General features: G+C 39.3%; 14 protein-coding genes. 5 read left to right on the top strand and 9 right to left on the bottom strand.

Annotated elements, in window-relative coordinates; genetic code table 11:
* Nucleotides 1-99 precede the first annotated feature (99 nt).
* Together B9Y87_RS13855 and B9Y87_RS13860 are read left to right on the top strand one after the other, a co-directional pair.
* A complete protein-coding gene (locus B9Y87_RS13855) occupies nt 100-630 on the top strand; it encodes a class I SAM-dependent methyltransferase (protein WP_085499554.1) in 531 nt (176 codons plus the stop codon).
* A gap of 69 nt (nt 631-699) precedes the next feature.
* Nucleotides 700-1,554, top strand: a complete 855-nt coding sequence (locus B9Y87_RS13860; protein ID WP_085499555.1) for a glycosyltransferase family 2 protein — start codon at nt 700-702, stop codon at nt 1,552-1,554.
* A gap of 39 nt (nt 1,555-1,593) precedes the next feature.
* On the opposite strand, the gene pafA is transcribed toward B9Y87_RS13860, so the two are convergent.
* Nucleotides 1,594-3,297 (bottom strand): alkaline phosphatase PafA, encoded by a 1,704-nt coding sequence (gene pafA, locus B9Y87_RS13865; RefSeq protein ID WP_085499556.1) that lies wholly within the window; start codon nt 3,295-3,297, stop codon nt 1,594-1,596.
* Nucleotides 3,298-3,411: 114 nt separating this feature from the next.
* Here pafA and B9Y87_RS13870 point away from each other — a divergent pair, with 114 nt between their 5' ends.
* Both B9Y87_RS13870 and B9Y87_RS13875 read left to right on the top strand, forming a co-directional pair.
* Nucleotides 3,412-4,149: an MlaE family ABC transporter permease gene (locus tag B9Y87_RS13870; protein ID WP_031445201.1), complete on the top strand. Its 738-nt coding sequence runs from the start codon at nt 3,412-3,414 to the stop codon at nt 4,147-4,149.
* On the top strand, nt 4,149-4,916 hold the full coding sequence (locus B9Y87_RS13875; protein ID WP_085499557.1) for an ABC transporter ATP-binding protein: 768 nt from the start codon (nt 4,149-4,151) through the stop codon (nt 4,914-4,916). Before B9Y87_RS13870 ends, B9Y87_RS13875 begins: the two co-directional genes overlap by 1 nt.
* Here the strand turns inward: B9Y87_RS13875 and B9Y87_RS13880 are convergent.
* From B9Y87_RS13880 to B9Y87_RS13890, 3 genes are read right to left on the bottom strand one after another with little or no spacing between them, the layout of a single operon-like run.
* Entirely contained in the window at nt 4,913-6,373 is a 1,461-nt protein-coding gene (locus B9Y87_RS13880; protein ID WP_085499558.1) for a DUF389 domain-containing protein, read from the bottom strand. The genes B9Y87_RS13875 and B9Y87_RS13880 overlap by 4 nt on opposite strands.
* Nucleotides 6,374-6,375: 2 nt before the next feature.
* Nucleotides 6,376-7,455, bottom strand: coding sequence for a mannose-1-phosphate guanylyltransferase (locus tag B9Y87_RS13885; protein ID WP_085499559.1), 1,080 nt, complete (start codon nt 7,453-7,455; stop codon nt 6,376-6,378).
* Nucleotides 7,456-7,466: 11 nt separating this feature from the next.
* Nucleotides 7,467-8,069, bottom strand: coding sequence for a SprT-like domain-containing protein (locus B9Y87_RS13890; RefSeq protein ID WP_085499622.1), 603 nt, complete (start codon nt 8,067-8,069; stop codon nt 7,467-7,469).
* Between the two features lie 190 nt (nt 8,070-8,259).
* Here B9Y87_RS13890 and B9Y87_RS13895 point away from each other — a divergent pair, with 190 nt between their 5' ends.
* Nucleotides 8,260-9,330 carry an AI-2E family transporter gene (locus B9Y87_RS13895; RefSeq protein WP_085499560.1) on the top strand — a complete coding sequence of 357 codons (1,071 nt, stop codon included), beginning with the start codon at nt 8,260-8,262 and terminating at the stop codon, nt 9,328-9,330.
* On the opposite strand, the gene B9Y87_RS13900 is transcribed toward B9Y87_RS13895, so the two are convergent.
* The 5 genes from B9Y87_RS13900 to pdhA all read right to left on the bottom strand — a co-directional run bounded on the left by B9Y87_RS13900 (nt 9,325) and on the right by pdhA (nt 14,525).
* Complete coding sequence (locus B9Y87_RS13900; RefSeq protein WP_085499561.1) at nt 9,325-9,966, bottom strand: HAD family hydrolase; 642 nt, start codon at nt 9,964-9,966, stop codon at nt 9,325-9,327. The two genes, B9Y87_RS13895 and B9Y87_RS13900, sit on opposite strands and share 6 nt — an antisense overlap.
* Before the next feature lie 14 nt (nt 9,967-9,980).
* The gene (locus B9Y87_RS13905) at nt 9,981-10,661 is read right to left on the bottom strand and encodes an SDR family NAD(P)-dependent oxidoreductase (protein WP_085499562.1); all 681 of its coding nucleotides are present in this window, start codon (nt 10,659-10,661) and stop codon (nt 9,981-9,983) included.
* The gene (locus B9Y87_RS13910; protein ID WP_085499623.1) at nt 10,661-11,692 is read right to left on the bottom strand and encodes a M28 family metallopeptidase; all 1,032 of its coding nucleotides are present in this window, start codon (nt 11,690-11,692) and stop codon (nt 10,661-10,663) included. The genes B9Y87_RS13905 and B9Y87_RS13910 overlap by 1 nt, the downstream gene beginning before the upstream one ends.
* Before the next feature lie 186 nt (nt 11,693-11,878).
* Nucleotides 11,879-13,522 carry a pyruvate dehydrogenase complex dihydrolipoamide acetyltransferase gene (locus tag B9Y87_RS13915; RefSeq protein WP_085499563.1) on the bottom strand — a complete coding sequence of 548 codons (1,644 nt, stop codon included), beginning with the start codon at nt 13,520-13,522 and terminating at the stop codon, nt 11,879-11,881.
* A gap of 4 nt (nt 13,523-13,526) precedes the next feature.
* The gene (gene pdhA, locus B9Y87_RS13920; protein WP_085499564.1) at nt 13,527-14,525 is read right to left on the bottom strand and encodes a pyruvate dehydrogenase (acetyl-transferring) E1 component subunit alpha; all 999 of its coding nucleotides are present in this window, start codon (nt 14,523-14,525) and stop codon (nt 13,527-13,529) included.
* Nucleotides 14,526-14,628 lie beyond the last annotated feature (103 nt).

Here is a 14,628-nt window from a genome sequence, read left to right on the forward strand (position 1 = left end):
ACCACTTAACACTATTTCAAATATCATTGTTTCTGGTTTTGGGACCTATTCTCTTTAAAACCGCAAAAACATGTTATAAAACAAACCAGATACCTACCGATGTACGAAAGAACCTTCCCGAACAAACGTTTTAAACATACCCTGGAATTTCTACAAAAACACATATCAACCGACCAATCCATTTTGGATCTAGGGGTGGAAAATCCATTTTCCAAGATTATGAAGGAAAATGGTTATCAAGTAGAAAACACACAAGGTGAGGATTTGGATCTGGATTTTTCCGCTGTCCTCACCACCGAGGCGGAAGTTGTCACTGCTTTTGAAATCTTTGAGCATCTTTTGGCCCCTTTCAATGTTCTTAGCCAGATCAAAAGCGATAAATTGGTGGCCAGTATTCCACTAAGATTGTGGTTTTCATCGGCCTACAAAAGTAAGACCGATCCCTGGGACAGGCACTTTCATGAGTTTGAAGACTGGCAGTTTGATTGGTTATTGGAAAAGGCGGGATGGGAAATAAAGGATCGGGCAAAATGGACCAACCCCGTGAAAAAAATTGGGATTAGACCACTGCTGCGCAGTTTTACTCCCAGATATTACATGGTGTATGCCGAAAGAAAAATACAGCCTTGAATTTTCACTTGGACTACAGCAGACAGAAAACGGACCCAGTCAACCACTAAAACAAATATATAATTAACGGTGAAGTATTATATCATTATCCCTGCACACAACGAAGGCCAGTTCTTAACGGACGCCTTGCAATCTGTGGCTATACAAACCTTGCCTCCCAAAAGAGTTGTTGTGGTAAATGATAATTCATCGGACAATACCGAGCAAATAATAGATAGCTTCACCGCCAAACACAGCTATATATCAAAGATCAATGCTAAATCGTCCACTGTCCATTTGCCTGGCAGTAAAGTTGTCAATGCCTTTAATAAAGGCTTGGAACAATTGGATGAAGACTATGACTTTATAGTAAAATTAGATGCCGATATAATTCTTCCCGATTTCTATTTTGAAAAAGTAGCCAAGATTTTTTCTGATGACGCAAAAATTGGGATAGCAGGTGGATTTGCCTATGAACAGGACAAAAATGGGGATTGGAAACTAAATCACCCTATGGACAAAGACCATGTGCGCGGTGCTTTTAAGGCGTATAGCAAAAGATGTTTTAAGGCTATTGGGGGGCTTAAAACCGCCATGGGTTGGGATACCGTAGACGAGCTACTTGCCCAATACAACGGTTTTAGCATCTATACAGATAGTGACTTGCACGTTATACACTTACGCCCACTGGGAAATGCTTATAACAAAAAAGCCAAATTACTACAAGGAAAGGCCATGTTCACTATGAGGTACGGATTTCTGATTACTCTGATTGCTTCGATAAAAATGGCCTTGAAACAAAAAAAGCCAAGAGCATTTTTAGATAATCTTCAAGGTTATCTTTTGGCTCGGAAAGAAAAAACAGATTTTATTGTAAGCCTCGCGGAGGGTAAGTTTATTCGCCAGCTGCGATGGAGAAAAATAAAAGCCAAACTCTTCCAATAAGAAAAGTTTGGCTTTTTAATATTACAACAAGTCTTAGTATTAATCTATCACCTCATCAATTGGCTCTCCCGTAGTTCCCGAAGGAGCGTTCATTCCCATTAAGGCAGCTATTGTTGGAGCTATGTCCGGAATCTCCGTTCTGTTGACCGTACTCCCCTTCTTAATGCCTTTACCATAAAACAACAAGGGGGCATGTGTATCGTAATTCCATGGCGAGCCATGTGTTGAACCTGTATTTCCATATTTTCCACTTCCAGGATCGAACACCATCAGTACATCCCCTGAACGTTTTTGATTAAATCCGTTCTGTACAATATGGGGAATTCCCGTGGCATACTGATTTTGCCACATTTGATTGGCTGTAAACACCTTATAAATACCATCATATTGAATCAACTCCAAAGCCAACTCTTCTTCTACGTCAGCAATATCCAGGTCCAAACTCTTGATGACCCTATAATCCAAGAACAACTGATTATTGGACATTTTTTTTACAATATCCGTTGTTCCATAGGTATACTTCAGATATTCAGTAAGTCGGTCATCCAATTTTTTCGAATCCACCACACTAGCGGGAAGTTTCTGATCCCTTAAAAATGCCGGAACATTAATAGCTGCATGATCTGCCGTTAGAAAAACGGTGTACTCCCCTGCTCCCACTTTTTTATCCAAAGCTTCAAAAAGACGTTTTAAATCCTGGTCCAAACGAAGATAGGTGTCCTCAATCTCCTTAGAATTGACTCCCCATTTATGCCCCACATAATCTGTACTTGAGAAGCTAATTGCCAGGAAGTCGGTATAAATATCAGCACCAAGCAACTCCTTATCCACAGCCTCCAAAGCAAAATCTGCAGTAAGGCTATTACCATAAGGCGTACTTTTCAATATGCTGTATTTACCATTATTATCCCATAAACCCACTAAGTCGTGAGGAAAGGTTGGGGTGGACTGACCTTCAAAAAGCCCTTCGTAATTATTGTTATCGGGACCACTTTCCATATAACCGTTAATGTCTCTAAGGGTTGTCCATGGCTTTTTGTATTTGGCCACACTTTTTTGTGCATTAAAATCCACGACCCATTTAGGCAACTCACTCATGTAATATGAGCTAGTAATCCAATTACCCTCAGCCCCTCCATCAAACCAATAGGCGGCATTGGCCGTATGGCCACCAGGCAGAACGGCACCCCTATCCTTAATTGCAACAGCAATAACTTTGCCCCGCATTTGGGTGTGCAACCTTACTTGGTCCGTAATGGTCGTTGTTTGCATCCTATGTGGGGACATTTTTCCTGCATCGGAAGACGTTCCTACAGAATTATAATTGGGATCCCCAGCGCAGTAAACACTTTCATCCGCATATTTATCATACCAATCATTGCTTATTATACCATGTACGGAAGGGGTTGTACCCGTATAAACTGAGGCATGTCCGGCACCTGTTACCGTTGGTGCGTAATTAAAATGATTGTTTTTACAATTAAACCCATCATTTACCAAGCGCTTAAAACCACCTTCTCCATATTGGTTCCAAAAACGGGTCAAATAATCGTACCGCATCTGATCCACTACAATACCCACTACCAACTTAGGGGTGGTAGCAATACTCTGAACAGTGACAGTTTCGGATTTGGATATGTCTTCTACCTTATTTTTTTTTGATTTTCTCTGGGCATTTACCTCAACAGGATTAAATCCTATTATAAGCAGTAAAAGCAATAGCAGCAGACTCTTATTTTGCATTATTTTTATTTTTAAGGAAACAAAAATATAGAAATAAAACCTTTAAATTTTAATTGGAAGTTAAATGATTCTTAATATTGTTATTTTTACATTCTAAGCAATATTTTATATTGAATGAATTATATAGCATCAATAGGCAGCTATTTCATCATGATCAAGGAGGTATTTAAAAAACCCACCAAATGGTCCATTATGAAAACCCTTATATTAAAGGAAATAGACGAACTGGTTTATGGTTCCATGGGTATTATTATTTTTATTTCCTTTTTTATCGGAGGAGTAGTTTCCATACAGACCGCCCTGAACATTACCAATCCGCTCATTCCACGAAATCTTATCGGATTTGCCACCAGACAATCTGTAATCCTCGAATTTGCACCAACATTCACCTCCATAATTATGGCTGGAAAGGTAGGTTCCTATATCACATCCAGCATTGGCACCATGAGGGTAACGGAACAAATTGATGCCCTAGAAATCATGGGGGTCAATTCTTTGAACTATCTCGTTTTCCCAAAAATAATAGCAATGTTGTTTTATCCTTTTGTAATTGCGATAGCGATGTATGTAGGTATCTTTGGAGGCTGGACAGCCGGTGTTTTTGGAGGATTTAGTTCCAGTGCGGACTTCGTTGAAGGCTTGCAATTGGATTTTATTCCGTTTCACGTTACCTATTCCTTTATAAAATCGATAGTTTTTGCTCTGATTATTGCTACCATTCCTTCCTTTCACGGGTACTACATGAAAGGTGGGGCATTGGAAGTTGGCAAGGCCAGCACTACTGCCTTTGTATGGACAAGTGTTGTGATCATCATTGTAAATTACATCTTAACACAATTACTTTTGGGCTAATGATAGAAGTAGACAACTTACACAAATCCTTCGGGGAAAGCCATGTTCTAAAAGGCATTAGTTCCAATTTTGAAAAGGGCAAGACCAATCTGATAATAGGGCAAAGTGGTTCCGGTAAAACGGTTTTTTTGAAATGTCTGTTGGGACTCTTTGCACCTGATGAGGGCTCCATTAGTTATGATGGAAAAATATATTCTGAACTTTCCGCAAGTGAACAACGTAATTTAAGGCAGGAAATGGGAATGGTCTTTCAAGGTAGCGCCCTGTTCGATTCCATGACCGTACAAGGAAATGTTATGTTTCCCTTGGGAATGTTTACCAAACAATCGAAATCTGAAATGCAGGATCGGGTAGATTTTGTGCTAAAACGGGTCAACCTTGTTGATGCCCATAACAAATTTCCATCGGAAATATCGGGAGGAATGCAAAAACGGGTTGCCATTGCCAGGGCCATTGTAATGAATCCAAAATACCTGTTTTGTGATGAACCCAATTCTGGACTTGATCCTAAAACCGCCATCCTCATCGACAATCTTATTCATGAAATTACACAAGAATATGATATTACCACGGTAATCAACACCCATGACATGAATTCTGTTATGGAAATCGGTGAAAAGATAATTTTCCTAAAAAATGGATTAAAGGAATGGGAAGGCAGCAATAAAGAAATTTTTAAAACGGATAATGAAGCCGTAACCGACTTCGTTTATTCCTCCGAATTATTTAAAAAGGTGCGCCAAATGTATATAGAGGAGCGTAATTAATTTTGTTCTTCCCTCACTTGAATCTTGGAATTCTTTAGCCTTAGTCGCAACCAATCCGTTAGTTTCTGTGAATCGGTCTTTACTTGCTGGGCAGGCAATCCCTTTTTCCATTGCACATTAAACACAGGAATGGTATCCAATTTATTAAAATCGGTTGTAATGGTATAGGAAAAGCCCAAACCGGTCAAATTCTCATAATTGGTCTTGGCCTCCGCACTAATTTCCTGAAAAGGAATCTGATGCTCAACAAGCTTGCTCATTTTTCCAACTTCCTCCTTTAAAACCTGAATCTGCTGTTCCTTGCTTAGTAATTCCGCTTTTTTGGATTCATATAATTCGCTGACATATCGCATTTGATCCAACTCCTGGTTTTTAGATCCCTGTACAATCTTCAATTCTACATTTTTAAGCTTGTCATAGGTATTTTTTTGTGTATTCCAAGTTGCAATCACATTGTCCGGAATGGTTTCGTTCCCCATAAACACTAATTCTATAAACCCATCTTCCCCATGATTGTATTGAATATCGGTCAAATTCTCCAAATATCTTCCCTCTCCAGGTAATTCATAAGGTACAATATTATTGGTCACAAATTGCTTGGCCTCCTTTTTGAACAAGGACTCCTGAAACACATCGTAAAAGGTAAATCCGGCAGGAATCATGACCAAAATAGCCACTATTGATGCCATTCTTGCAATAAACCTTCTTCTTTGCGAATTGGCATAGCGCACCATTGGAAACCGCAATAATTTTATAACCAAGAACGTGGCCAAGGCAATAAAAATAGTATTTATAGTAAAAAGATACATGGCACCAGAGGCATAGCCAAAATTACCAATGGCCAAACCAAAACCCACCGTACACAATGGCGGCATTAAGGCTGTTGCAATGGCTACCCCATATATAACGCTGGCAATGGTCCCTTTTTTTGCACGGGCAATAACCAATGCCAATCCACCAAAAAAGGCGATAAGCACATCTCTAATATCTGGCGCCGTCCTTGCCAGAAGCTCCGATGATTCATCCCTTAGTGGAAATAAATAAAAGAACAAAAAGGCTGTAATAACGCTTAAGGCAACCATGACCGCAAAATTCTTGAGTGATCGCCTCAAGGTATCTATATCATTGATGGCCAAGGATAGTCCCATACCCAAAATGGGGCCCATTAAAGGTGATATTAACATGGCACCAATGACTACCGCGGTAGAATTGGCATTAAGACCTACAGATGCAATAAATATAGAACATATTAAAATCCAGGAAGTATGGCCCTTAAAAGGAATATCCGCTACAATGGATTCCTTTGTAGCCTCCTGATCCGTGTTTTTGCGTATATCCAATAGATCGGCGAGAAATACTTTAACTCCTTCCAAAAGACCCCTAAAATCTCGCTTTATATCTTGCCCGCTACCCTCAGGGAATTCCTGGTTCTGGTCTTTATTTAAATTTTCCTCCATAATTAAGCCAGCTGATCTCCAAAATTATCTTTAACCTTTGCAAGTACTTTTTTTATTTCCTGTTCCTTGGATTTGGGATATATAAGCAAAACCTCCTCCTTGTCTACCACAATATAGTCTTTTAATCCATCAATAACGATAATTTTTCCTTTTGGGGAACGAATCATATTTCCATGGGAATCCTCAGCTAAAACCTGACAATTCACCAAAGCATTCCCGTTATCGTCCTTGTCCAATTTATCGTACAAAGAACCCCAAGTTCCAAGATCGTTCCAATCAAAAGTGGCCGGCAATACAAAAATATTACTGGACGGTTCCAAAATGGCATAGTCAATGGAAACATTCTCCGCCTTTGGGTAATTTTCATTTATAAATGCTCTTTCCTGAACAGTATTATAGAATTTCAATCCACTAAGAAATAAGTCATATTGTTCTGGTTGAAATTTCTTAAAAGCATCCACAATAGTTTTTACACTCCACATAAATATGCCGGCATTCCACAAAAAATTTCCCTGTTTTATGAAATCCCTGGCCGTTTCATAATCAGGTTTTTCCCTAAACTGGTGGACACTTTTGAGTGGTTCCCCGTCTTTCCTTTCAAATTCTATATATCCAAAACCGGTATTGGGAAAAGTAGGCTTGATACCCAAGGTGCATAGAACATTTTCCTTTTCGCACTTATCAAAGCAGGTTATAACGTCCTTTGCAAATGCTTCTTCATCCTCTATCCAATGATCACTTGGGGCAACTATCATAACGGCATCCGGATTCTTCTTCTGTATTTTTAAGGCCGCATACAGTATACATGGAGCAGTATTGCGCATGGCAGGCTCCAAGACTACCTGTTCTTGTGTTATCCCAGGCAATTGCTCCAAGACCAATTCATTATATCTTTCGTTGGTCAAGATCAAAATATTCTCCACCGGAATAAACTTGGACAATCTCTTAAATGTCTTCTGAATCAAGGTATCGCCAGTACCCAACATATCATGAAACTGCTTTGGATAAGCCGTTGTGCTTATTGGCCAAAATCTGGACCCTACACCACCTGCCATTAAAACCGCATAGTAATTTTTATTCATAGTGTTTTTTTTTAATCTTTTATTAATTCTACTTCGGCATTTGGCTGAAAAAGATAAACCCTGCCCGTAGCTACTTCGACACATTCGTACCGCTTTACCCTTTTATTCTTTTTTTGAAATAATTTTCCGTTATATATCCTAAAAACGCTGCCATGCGGCAATTCGAAAACATAGGACTTTCCGCTATCCTGTACATCAAATTGTTTTAGGGCCAAGGACAATCCAGCGTCTGTATCGCTACTAGCCTTGGGATTTCTAAAATGCCTGGCCAACATCGGCAATAGATTGGTTGGAAAGACTTCCGGCCTTAAAAAGGGCAACATCAAATATTGAAATGTCCTTTTCCACTCCAATCCGTGCGGTTTTATTTTACGTCCATATTTTTCAAAAGCAACCAAATGTGCTATTTCGTGAACCAAAGTGATCAAGAATCTATATTTATTTAAGGTGGCGTTCACGGTAATCTGATGGGATCCGTTGGGCATCCTCCTATAATCTCCATGACGGGTAACCCGTTGATTCACAATCTTAAGATGTACACTATTTTCCTTTATAAGCTCCATACTTAAACTTACCGCCCTTTCAGGAAGATACCTTTCCAAAGTGTCCTGCATAGTAACAAAATTAGAAATTTTAAGATTCCATATTGTTTTAAGTAAAAATTTTATCCAAAAAACAATTAACGATACCAAAAAAAAAATATAAGTAAGAATATTTACATTTTTATTAACGATTAAAGACAATTTCTTTCCATTAACTTTGCATTCCCGTTGCACGCAGCGAAAACAAACTATTACAATAATTATGAACGAGTTAAGAACCACCAATAAGTTATTGCTTATCATAGTAATCCCCTTAGTGTTTTACTTATTAAAACTTTTATCGTTTATATTTATACCCCTCATTTTCTCCATGTTCATAGCTTTATTGTTCCTTCCCATTATGAGATGGCTCAATAAAAAGAATGTTTCCAAACCCATCAGTATTTTTATTGTTATACTCATTTTCATTGGAGCCTTAAAAATAGGTGGAGAACTTATACAACTTACCAGCAAGGAAATACTTTCTGCGGACAACTCCTTTTTTCAAAAAGCGGAGACCAAATTGGAAGCCTTACTAATTGGCATGGAAGATTACCTAGGAATACCCTATTCCAAGGAGGAAAACATCATTAACAATTTTATTCCCAAAGAAAGTATGATGAAAAACTTTGGGACGACCTTGGATTTTATAGGCAATACGGTCACCATGATATTAATGACGGTATTTTTCGTTGTGCTTTGGCTTGCAGAATCAATAAATGTTCAGAAATTAATGAACAATACCATTCTAAAACAGAAGCACACCTCGGTCAAGACTTTTGTAAAGGTTGAAAAAGACCTTATTAAATTTATAAAGGTCAAATTTCTAGTGAGCCTTTTTACCGGAATAGGAATTGGGCTGGCCTGTGTTTTTTTTGACGTAAGCTTTCCTATTTTCTGGGGATTGTTCGCTTTTGCCATAAATTTTGTACAAATGGTTGGCTCCATTATTTCCGTGGTATTATTGGCGCTATTTGCATTTGTGGAGTTGGAACCTACAAGCACGCTCTTATTTTTTATCCTGTCCATTACAGGAGTACAGGTGTTGTTCGGATCGATATTGGAACCTGTATTTATGGGCAAATCCTTTTCCATTAACATCATTACCGTATTGGTTATGTTGATGCTATGGGGATATATTTGGGGGGTACCTGGATTGATAATGGCAATACCGATTACCGTATTTATCAAGATTATTTTGGAACAATTCCCACAAACAAAAATAATAGCCAGTCTAATTTCAGGCAACCAGCCTTTAAAAAATAACCCTCCAAAGAAAGGAAGTTGGTTATAATTTAAGCATGGAGATCAACTCTATCATTGGTTCAAAGGATTTGGTAACCTCTCTTTCGAAATCAGGATCCTCATTTAACAGAGTGTATCCATAAACATCAAATCCTCCGGAGATGGCCGCCCTTGCCCCTTTCAAAGAATCCTCTATCACCAAACATTCGTTGGGAGTAAACCCCATGGTTTTGGAAGCATGCAAGTAAATGGCAGGGTCAGGTTTCCATTTTTCAATATCATAACAACTAAAGATATTGTTTTTAAAAAATGAGGACAGACCGGCCGTTTGCAAATTTCTTTTAATTTTTTCCTGTGGCCCACTGGATGCAACACAAAATGGCACTCTTAATTTATTCAAGACCTGTTCAACACCGTCTACCGGTTTCAGATGGGTAGCAAACATTTCGTAAGATCTTTGGCGATATTCACTTTCAAAATCCTGGGGCAATTGCTTTTCAATGATGGCCTCTACCTGCCTAATACTGTCATTTAAAAAACCTCCCTTAAAATGTTTCATTGCATAGGAAATATCTATCCCAGCTCCATGTTCATTGGCCATATCCACAAATACCTGATTACCAAGCACCTCACTATCTACCAGTACCCCATCGCAGTCGAAAATAATACATTTATAATCCTTCATTGCCTAATTAAAAATTAAGGTGTTGAATTGGACACCTGTAGCAATTTTCCATTGTAAAGTTTATGGCCCGTAAGTGCAAAATCCTTGATATATGTTGCCATTTCCAAAGCTGTGGTAGGTGCCTTATAATCAGGAAAGGCCTCCTCCAACATTTCCGTCTGCACTGCGCCAAGCGCCAATACATTAAATGACGGTCCAGATTCCTTAAATTCTTCTGCCCACAATTCTGTCATGGTAATTACTGCTCCTTTACTGGAGCTATAGGCAGATAATCCGGCAAATTTCATACTGCCCTGAACACCACCCATGGAACTAATGGTTACCACATGACCAGTTTTGGGCATTAACGGAATTATTCTTTTTGTGATGTTGGCCACTCCAAATACATTCACTTTGTACACCTCCTCAAAAGCCTGCATAGAAGTTTCCAAAAAAGGTTTGTTCAGCAATTTACCTGCATTGTTTATAAGAATATCGACCTGTTTCCAATTATTTTTTATGAACTCGTCCAATTGCACATAATCTGATTCATTGGCCAGATCAAACGAAAAACTGGATATATTGGGATGGTTCAATGCGGCAATCGGGGTATTATTTCTGGATAGGGCCAACACATTATGTCCTTCGTTGGCAAATAACTGTGCCATTTGAAAGCCAATCCCCCTACTACTTCCCGTAATTACAATATTCGCCATTACTTATATTCTATCTCCCTCATTGGGGCGTTAACAATATCTTCCAAAACCGGAATGGTTTTATTTACCAATAAGGCCATATGCTCAAAATCCATTAAGGCAACCTCATCGCCTACCTGGTGGTAGTGATCAAAATTGGTAAAGTCGAAGGTACAAAAGGTTTGGGAAGGTACCCCAAACTCCAAATGAAATGGATAATTATCAGATCTTTTAAACAGGTTGTACTCCTTTGCCGTTGGGAGAAATCCGACCAATTTTTCTTCGGCATAAGTATTGAAAACATCCGCTAAATTGGATTCCTCATAACCCGTTACATACATGAAATAATCTTTCCCAACCAAGGGAACTCCAACCATTTCAAAATTTAGCATGGCATACAGATTCAAATTCTGATCCTTCAGCCTTTTAGCTAGATGCTTCGAACCCAAGAGACCCTTTTCCTCGGCACTAAACAAAGCAAAAATGATACTTCGCTTATTATTTTTATATTTCCCAAAATAACGGGCAATCTCTAGGACCGTGGTAGTGCCCGAGGCATTATCATTGGCTCCATTGGCAATATTATCATCGGCCACCGGATCCGCATTACCAATATGGTCATAATGGGCACCGATTATAATGAATTCGTTTTTTAACTGCTCGTCCCTTCCTTCTATGTAGCCAACTAAATTGTAAGCAGGCTTTTCAAAATTAGTCAAGGTATCCCTATAACTTTTAAAGTAGGGACCAACCCCATTACCTTTAAAAATCGTTTCTATATATTCTGCAGCCAATTCTATTCCCTGACTACCTGTTTCACGACCCTGTAGTTCATCCGACGCCAAATAAGAGATTACTTCCCCAACCTTTTTTTCCGTAGAAAAATTAGAACGTACCGAAGAAACTTCCGCGCTGTTCTGAGCCATAGAGGCATCCTTGACCAGTACACCTGAATCATTGGTTCCTTTTGCCTGACCAACCGACTCATTTAATTTAGCGCCACCACAGCCCAAGGCAATGGATAATATGGCAACACCAATAATGTTTTTCATAAATTGATTCTTACTTGTCATCTATAAGGAATTGAATTTTATATACTATGGTTAAATTAAGTTCAAGATTAATCATGAATCGGTCAATGCCATTCAAATTATGTTAGCGAACCAGATTGGGCTTAAAGTTAAAAAAGCATCCTGAAAATCAGGATGCTTTTTATATAATTGTTTAAAGAATTCGATTTAAGCCAACATGGTAACCGGATTCTCCAAATACGCTCTAAGTGTTTGCAAAAATTGAGCTCCAGTAGCACCATCAACCGTTCGGTGATCACAAGCCAATGTTACCTTCATGGTATTACCAACCACGATCTGGCCATTTTTAACCACTGGCTTTTGGACTATGGCTCCTACAGATAATATTGCAGAATTGGGCTGGTTTATGATAGAGGTAAATTCGGTAATACCAAACATCCCTAAATTGGAAACGGTAAAAGTACTGCCTTCCATTTCCGCAGGACTAATTTTCTTATTTCTTGCCTTTCCTGCCAGATCCTTCACTGAAGCGCCAATTTGGGTAAGTGTCATCTGGTCAGCAAATTTAAGAACAGGAACCAAAAGTCCGTCTTCAACTGCAACCGCAACCCCAATATGTACATGTTGATTATAACGCGTAGTCTCATTGTTCCATGAGGTATTAACCTGTGGATGCTTTTTTAACGCCATCGCACAAGCCTTAACCACCATATCATTAAAGGACACCTTGGTATCTGGCAAACCATTGATCTGCTCTCTTGAGGTCTTGGCATAATCCATATCGACCTCTATGGTTAAATAGTAATGCGGAGCCGAAAACTTTGATTCTCCCAAACGCTTGGCAATAACCTTACGCATTTGAGAATTCTTCACTTCTTCAGTCCCTTCTTGCCCTACCGGTAAATTGATTGGTACCGCAACAGCCGTTTGTGGGGAGGAAGCCTTTTCCTGGGCAGGAATTGTTTTCTCGGCAGCTTTTTGTTTTGGCTGATATTCCTCGATATCTTTCTTTATAATCCTTCCTTGATCACCACTACCTTTAACATCCTCAAGATTTATTCCCCTATCCTGGGCAATTTTCTTGGCCAATGGCGATGCAAAAATTCTTTGACCATCATTGGCAGCAATAGGTGCAGATTCCTGACCATTACTGGAAGGAGCTTCAGCCTTCTTGGCTTCTGCAGGAGCACTTTCATCTTCAGAAGCGGAACCTGATCCCGCACTCAACACGGCATCAACATCCGTCCCTTTGGGACCTATAACGGCCAGGACAGAATCTACAGGTGCAGTTTCCCCTTCATTGATTCCTACGTACAACAGGGTGCCCGCATAGAAAGATTCAAACTCCATTGTAGCCTTATCGGTCTCAATTTCTGCAAGAATGTCCCCTTCTTCAACTTCATCCCCAACTTTTTTTAACCAAGTTGCCACGGTACCTTCTTCCATAGTATCACTTAGGCGAGGCATTTTTACAATTTCCACGCCATCAGGAATAGCAGTTGCCGTAGTTTTGGGTGCTTCCTTCTTCTCCTCCTTTTCGGCTACAGCTTCCGTTTGTTTTTCCTCTTTGTCATCAGAAGATGCATTGTTGATCAATCCGGATACATCTTCGCCCTTTTCACCAATTATGGCCAAAAGTGAATCTACTGGAGCGGTATCACCTTCTTTAATACCTATATATAATAAAGTTCCTTCATTGAAAGATTCGAACTCCATGGTAGCCTTGTCGGTTTCGATTTCTGCCAATATATCACCTTCTTCAATCTTGTCGCCTACTTTCTTTAGCCACTTAGCAACGGTCCCCTCTTCCATGGTATCGCTAAGTCTTGGCATATTTATTACTTCTGCCATTTACTTATATTTTATGTTGTACAAATGGATAATCCTCTTGATCGTATACCATATCATATAATTGATTTATTGGTGGATAATCCGATTCCTCCGCAAATTTTTCGCAGTCCGAAACCAGCTTTTTAACCCTAGTATCTATCTCCTTTATCTGGGCATCAGTGGCATATTTGTTTTCCTTTATAGTAGCCAATACTTGGGATATCGGATCTATTTTCTTGTACTCTTCCACCTCTTCCTTGGTTCTGTAATGCTGGGCATCGGACATAGAGTGTCCTCTGTACCTATAGGTCTTCATTTCAAGAAAAGTAGGTCCGCCTCCAGACCTGGCACGCTCAATAGCCTTGCTCATTTCCTTGGCAACGGTCACCGGATCCATTCCATCTACTGGCCCACATGGCATTTCGTATCCTAATCCCAGTTTCCAAATTTCCGTTGAATGGGACGTTCTCGCTACAGATGTCCCCATGGCATAACCATTGTTCTCACAAACAAAAACAACTGGCAATTGCCAAAGCATTGCCAAGTTAAAACTTTCATGAAGCGACCCTTGTCTAACGGCCCCATCTCCCATATAACACAAGGTTACGGCATCCCTTTTAAAATACTTATCTGCAAATGCCAATCCAGCACCTAATGGGATCTGACCACCAACTATACCATGGCCTCCATAAAAGCGATGTTCTTTGGAAAAAATATGCATGGATCCACCCATTCCTTTGGAGGTTCCCGTGACTTTACCATAAAGTTCCGCCATCACCTTTCTGGGATCAACTCCCATACCTATTGGCTGAACGTGATTCCTATAAGCGGTAATCATTCTATCCTTGGTAAGGTCCATTGCATGCAATGCACCTGCTAGAACAGCTTCCTGCCCATTGTAAAGATGTAAAAATCCACGAACTTTTTGTTGAATATAGACTGCAGCAAGTTTATCTTCAAACTTTCTCCAGAACAGCATGTCCTCATACCATTTAAGGTAGACCTCTTTGGTTATTTTTTCCATTAATTGATAATTTATGTAGTAATTCGCTTTAATCAAAAACAAGTTTATGACCAAAACGGAAAACAAAAATACATATATAAATCAATAGGAAAAAAAATTAAAT

This window comes from Arenibacter troitsensis (assembly GCF_900177645.1).
Classification (GTDB): domain Bacteria; phylum Bacteroidota; class Bacteroidia; order Flavobacteriales; family Flavobacteriaceae; genus Arenibacter; species Arenibacter troitsensis.

What these genes read in the sequence shown, in the direction of transcription:
- B9Y87_RS13855 (WP_085499554.1), top strand. Translation starts at nt 100, where the DNA reads ATGTACGAAAGAACCTTCCCGAACAAACGTTTTAAACATACCCTGGAA.
- pafA (WP_085499556.1), bottom strand. Translation starts at nt 3,297, where the DNA reads ATGCAAAATAAGAGTCTGCTGCTATTGCTTTTACTGCTTATAATAGGA.
- B9Y87_RS13870 (WP_031445201.1), top strand. Translation starts at nt 3,412, where the DNA reads ATGAATTATATAGCATCAATAGGCAGCTATTTCATCATGATCAAGGAG.
- B9Y87_RS13875 (WP_085499557.1), top strand. Translation starts at nt 4,149, where the DNA reads ATGATAGAAGTAGACAACTTACACAAATCCTTCGGGGAAAGCCATGTT.
- B9Y87_RS13880 (WP_085499558.1), bottom strand. Translation starts at nt 6,373, where the DNA reads ATGGAGGAAAATTTAAATAAAGACCAGAACCAGGAATTCCCTGAGGGT.
- B9Y87_RS13885 (WP_085499559.1), bottom strand. Translation starts at nt 7,455, where the DNA reads ATGAATAAAAATTACTATGCGGTTTTAATGGCAGGTGGTGTAGGGTCC.
- B9Y87_RS13890 (WP_085499622.1), bottom strand. Translation starts at nt 8,069, where the DNA reads ATGCAGGACACTTTGGAAAGGTATCTTCCTGAAAGGGCGGTAAGTTTA.
- B9Y87_RS13895 (WP_085499560.1), top strand. Translation starts at nt 8,260, where the DNA reads ATGAACGAGTTAAGAACCACCAATAAGTTATTGCTTATCATAGTAATC.
- B9Y87_RS13900 (WP_085499561.1), bottom strand. Translation starts at nt 9,966, where the DNA reads ATGAAGGATTATAAATGTATTATTTTCGACTGCGATGGGGTACTGGTA.
- B9Y87_RS13905 (WP_085499562.1), bottom strand. Translation starts at nt 10,661, where the DNA reads ATGGCGAATATTGTAATTACGGGAAGTAGTAGGGGGATTGGCTTTCAA.
- B9Y87_RS13910 (WP_085499623.1), bottom strand. Translation starts at nt 11,692, where the DNA reads ATGAAAAACATTATTGGTGTTGCCATATTATCCATTGCCTTGGGCTGT.
- B9Y87_RS13915 (WP_085499563.1), bottom strand. Translation starts at nt 13,522, where the DNA reads ATGGCAGAAGTAATAAATATGCCAAGACTTAGCGATACCATGGAAGAG.
- pdhA (WP_085499564.1), bottom strand. Translation starts at nt 14,525, where the DNA reads ATGGAAAAAATAACCAAAGAGGTCTACCTTAAATGGTATGAGGACATG.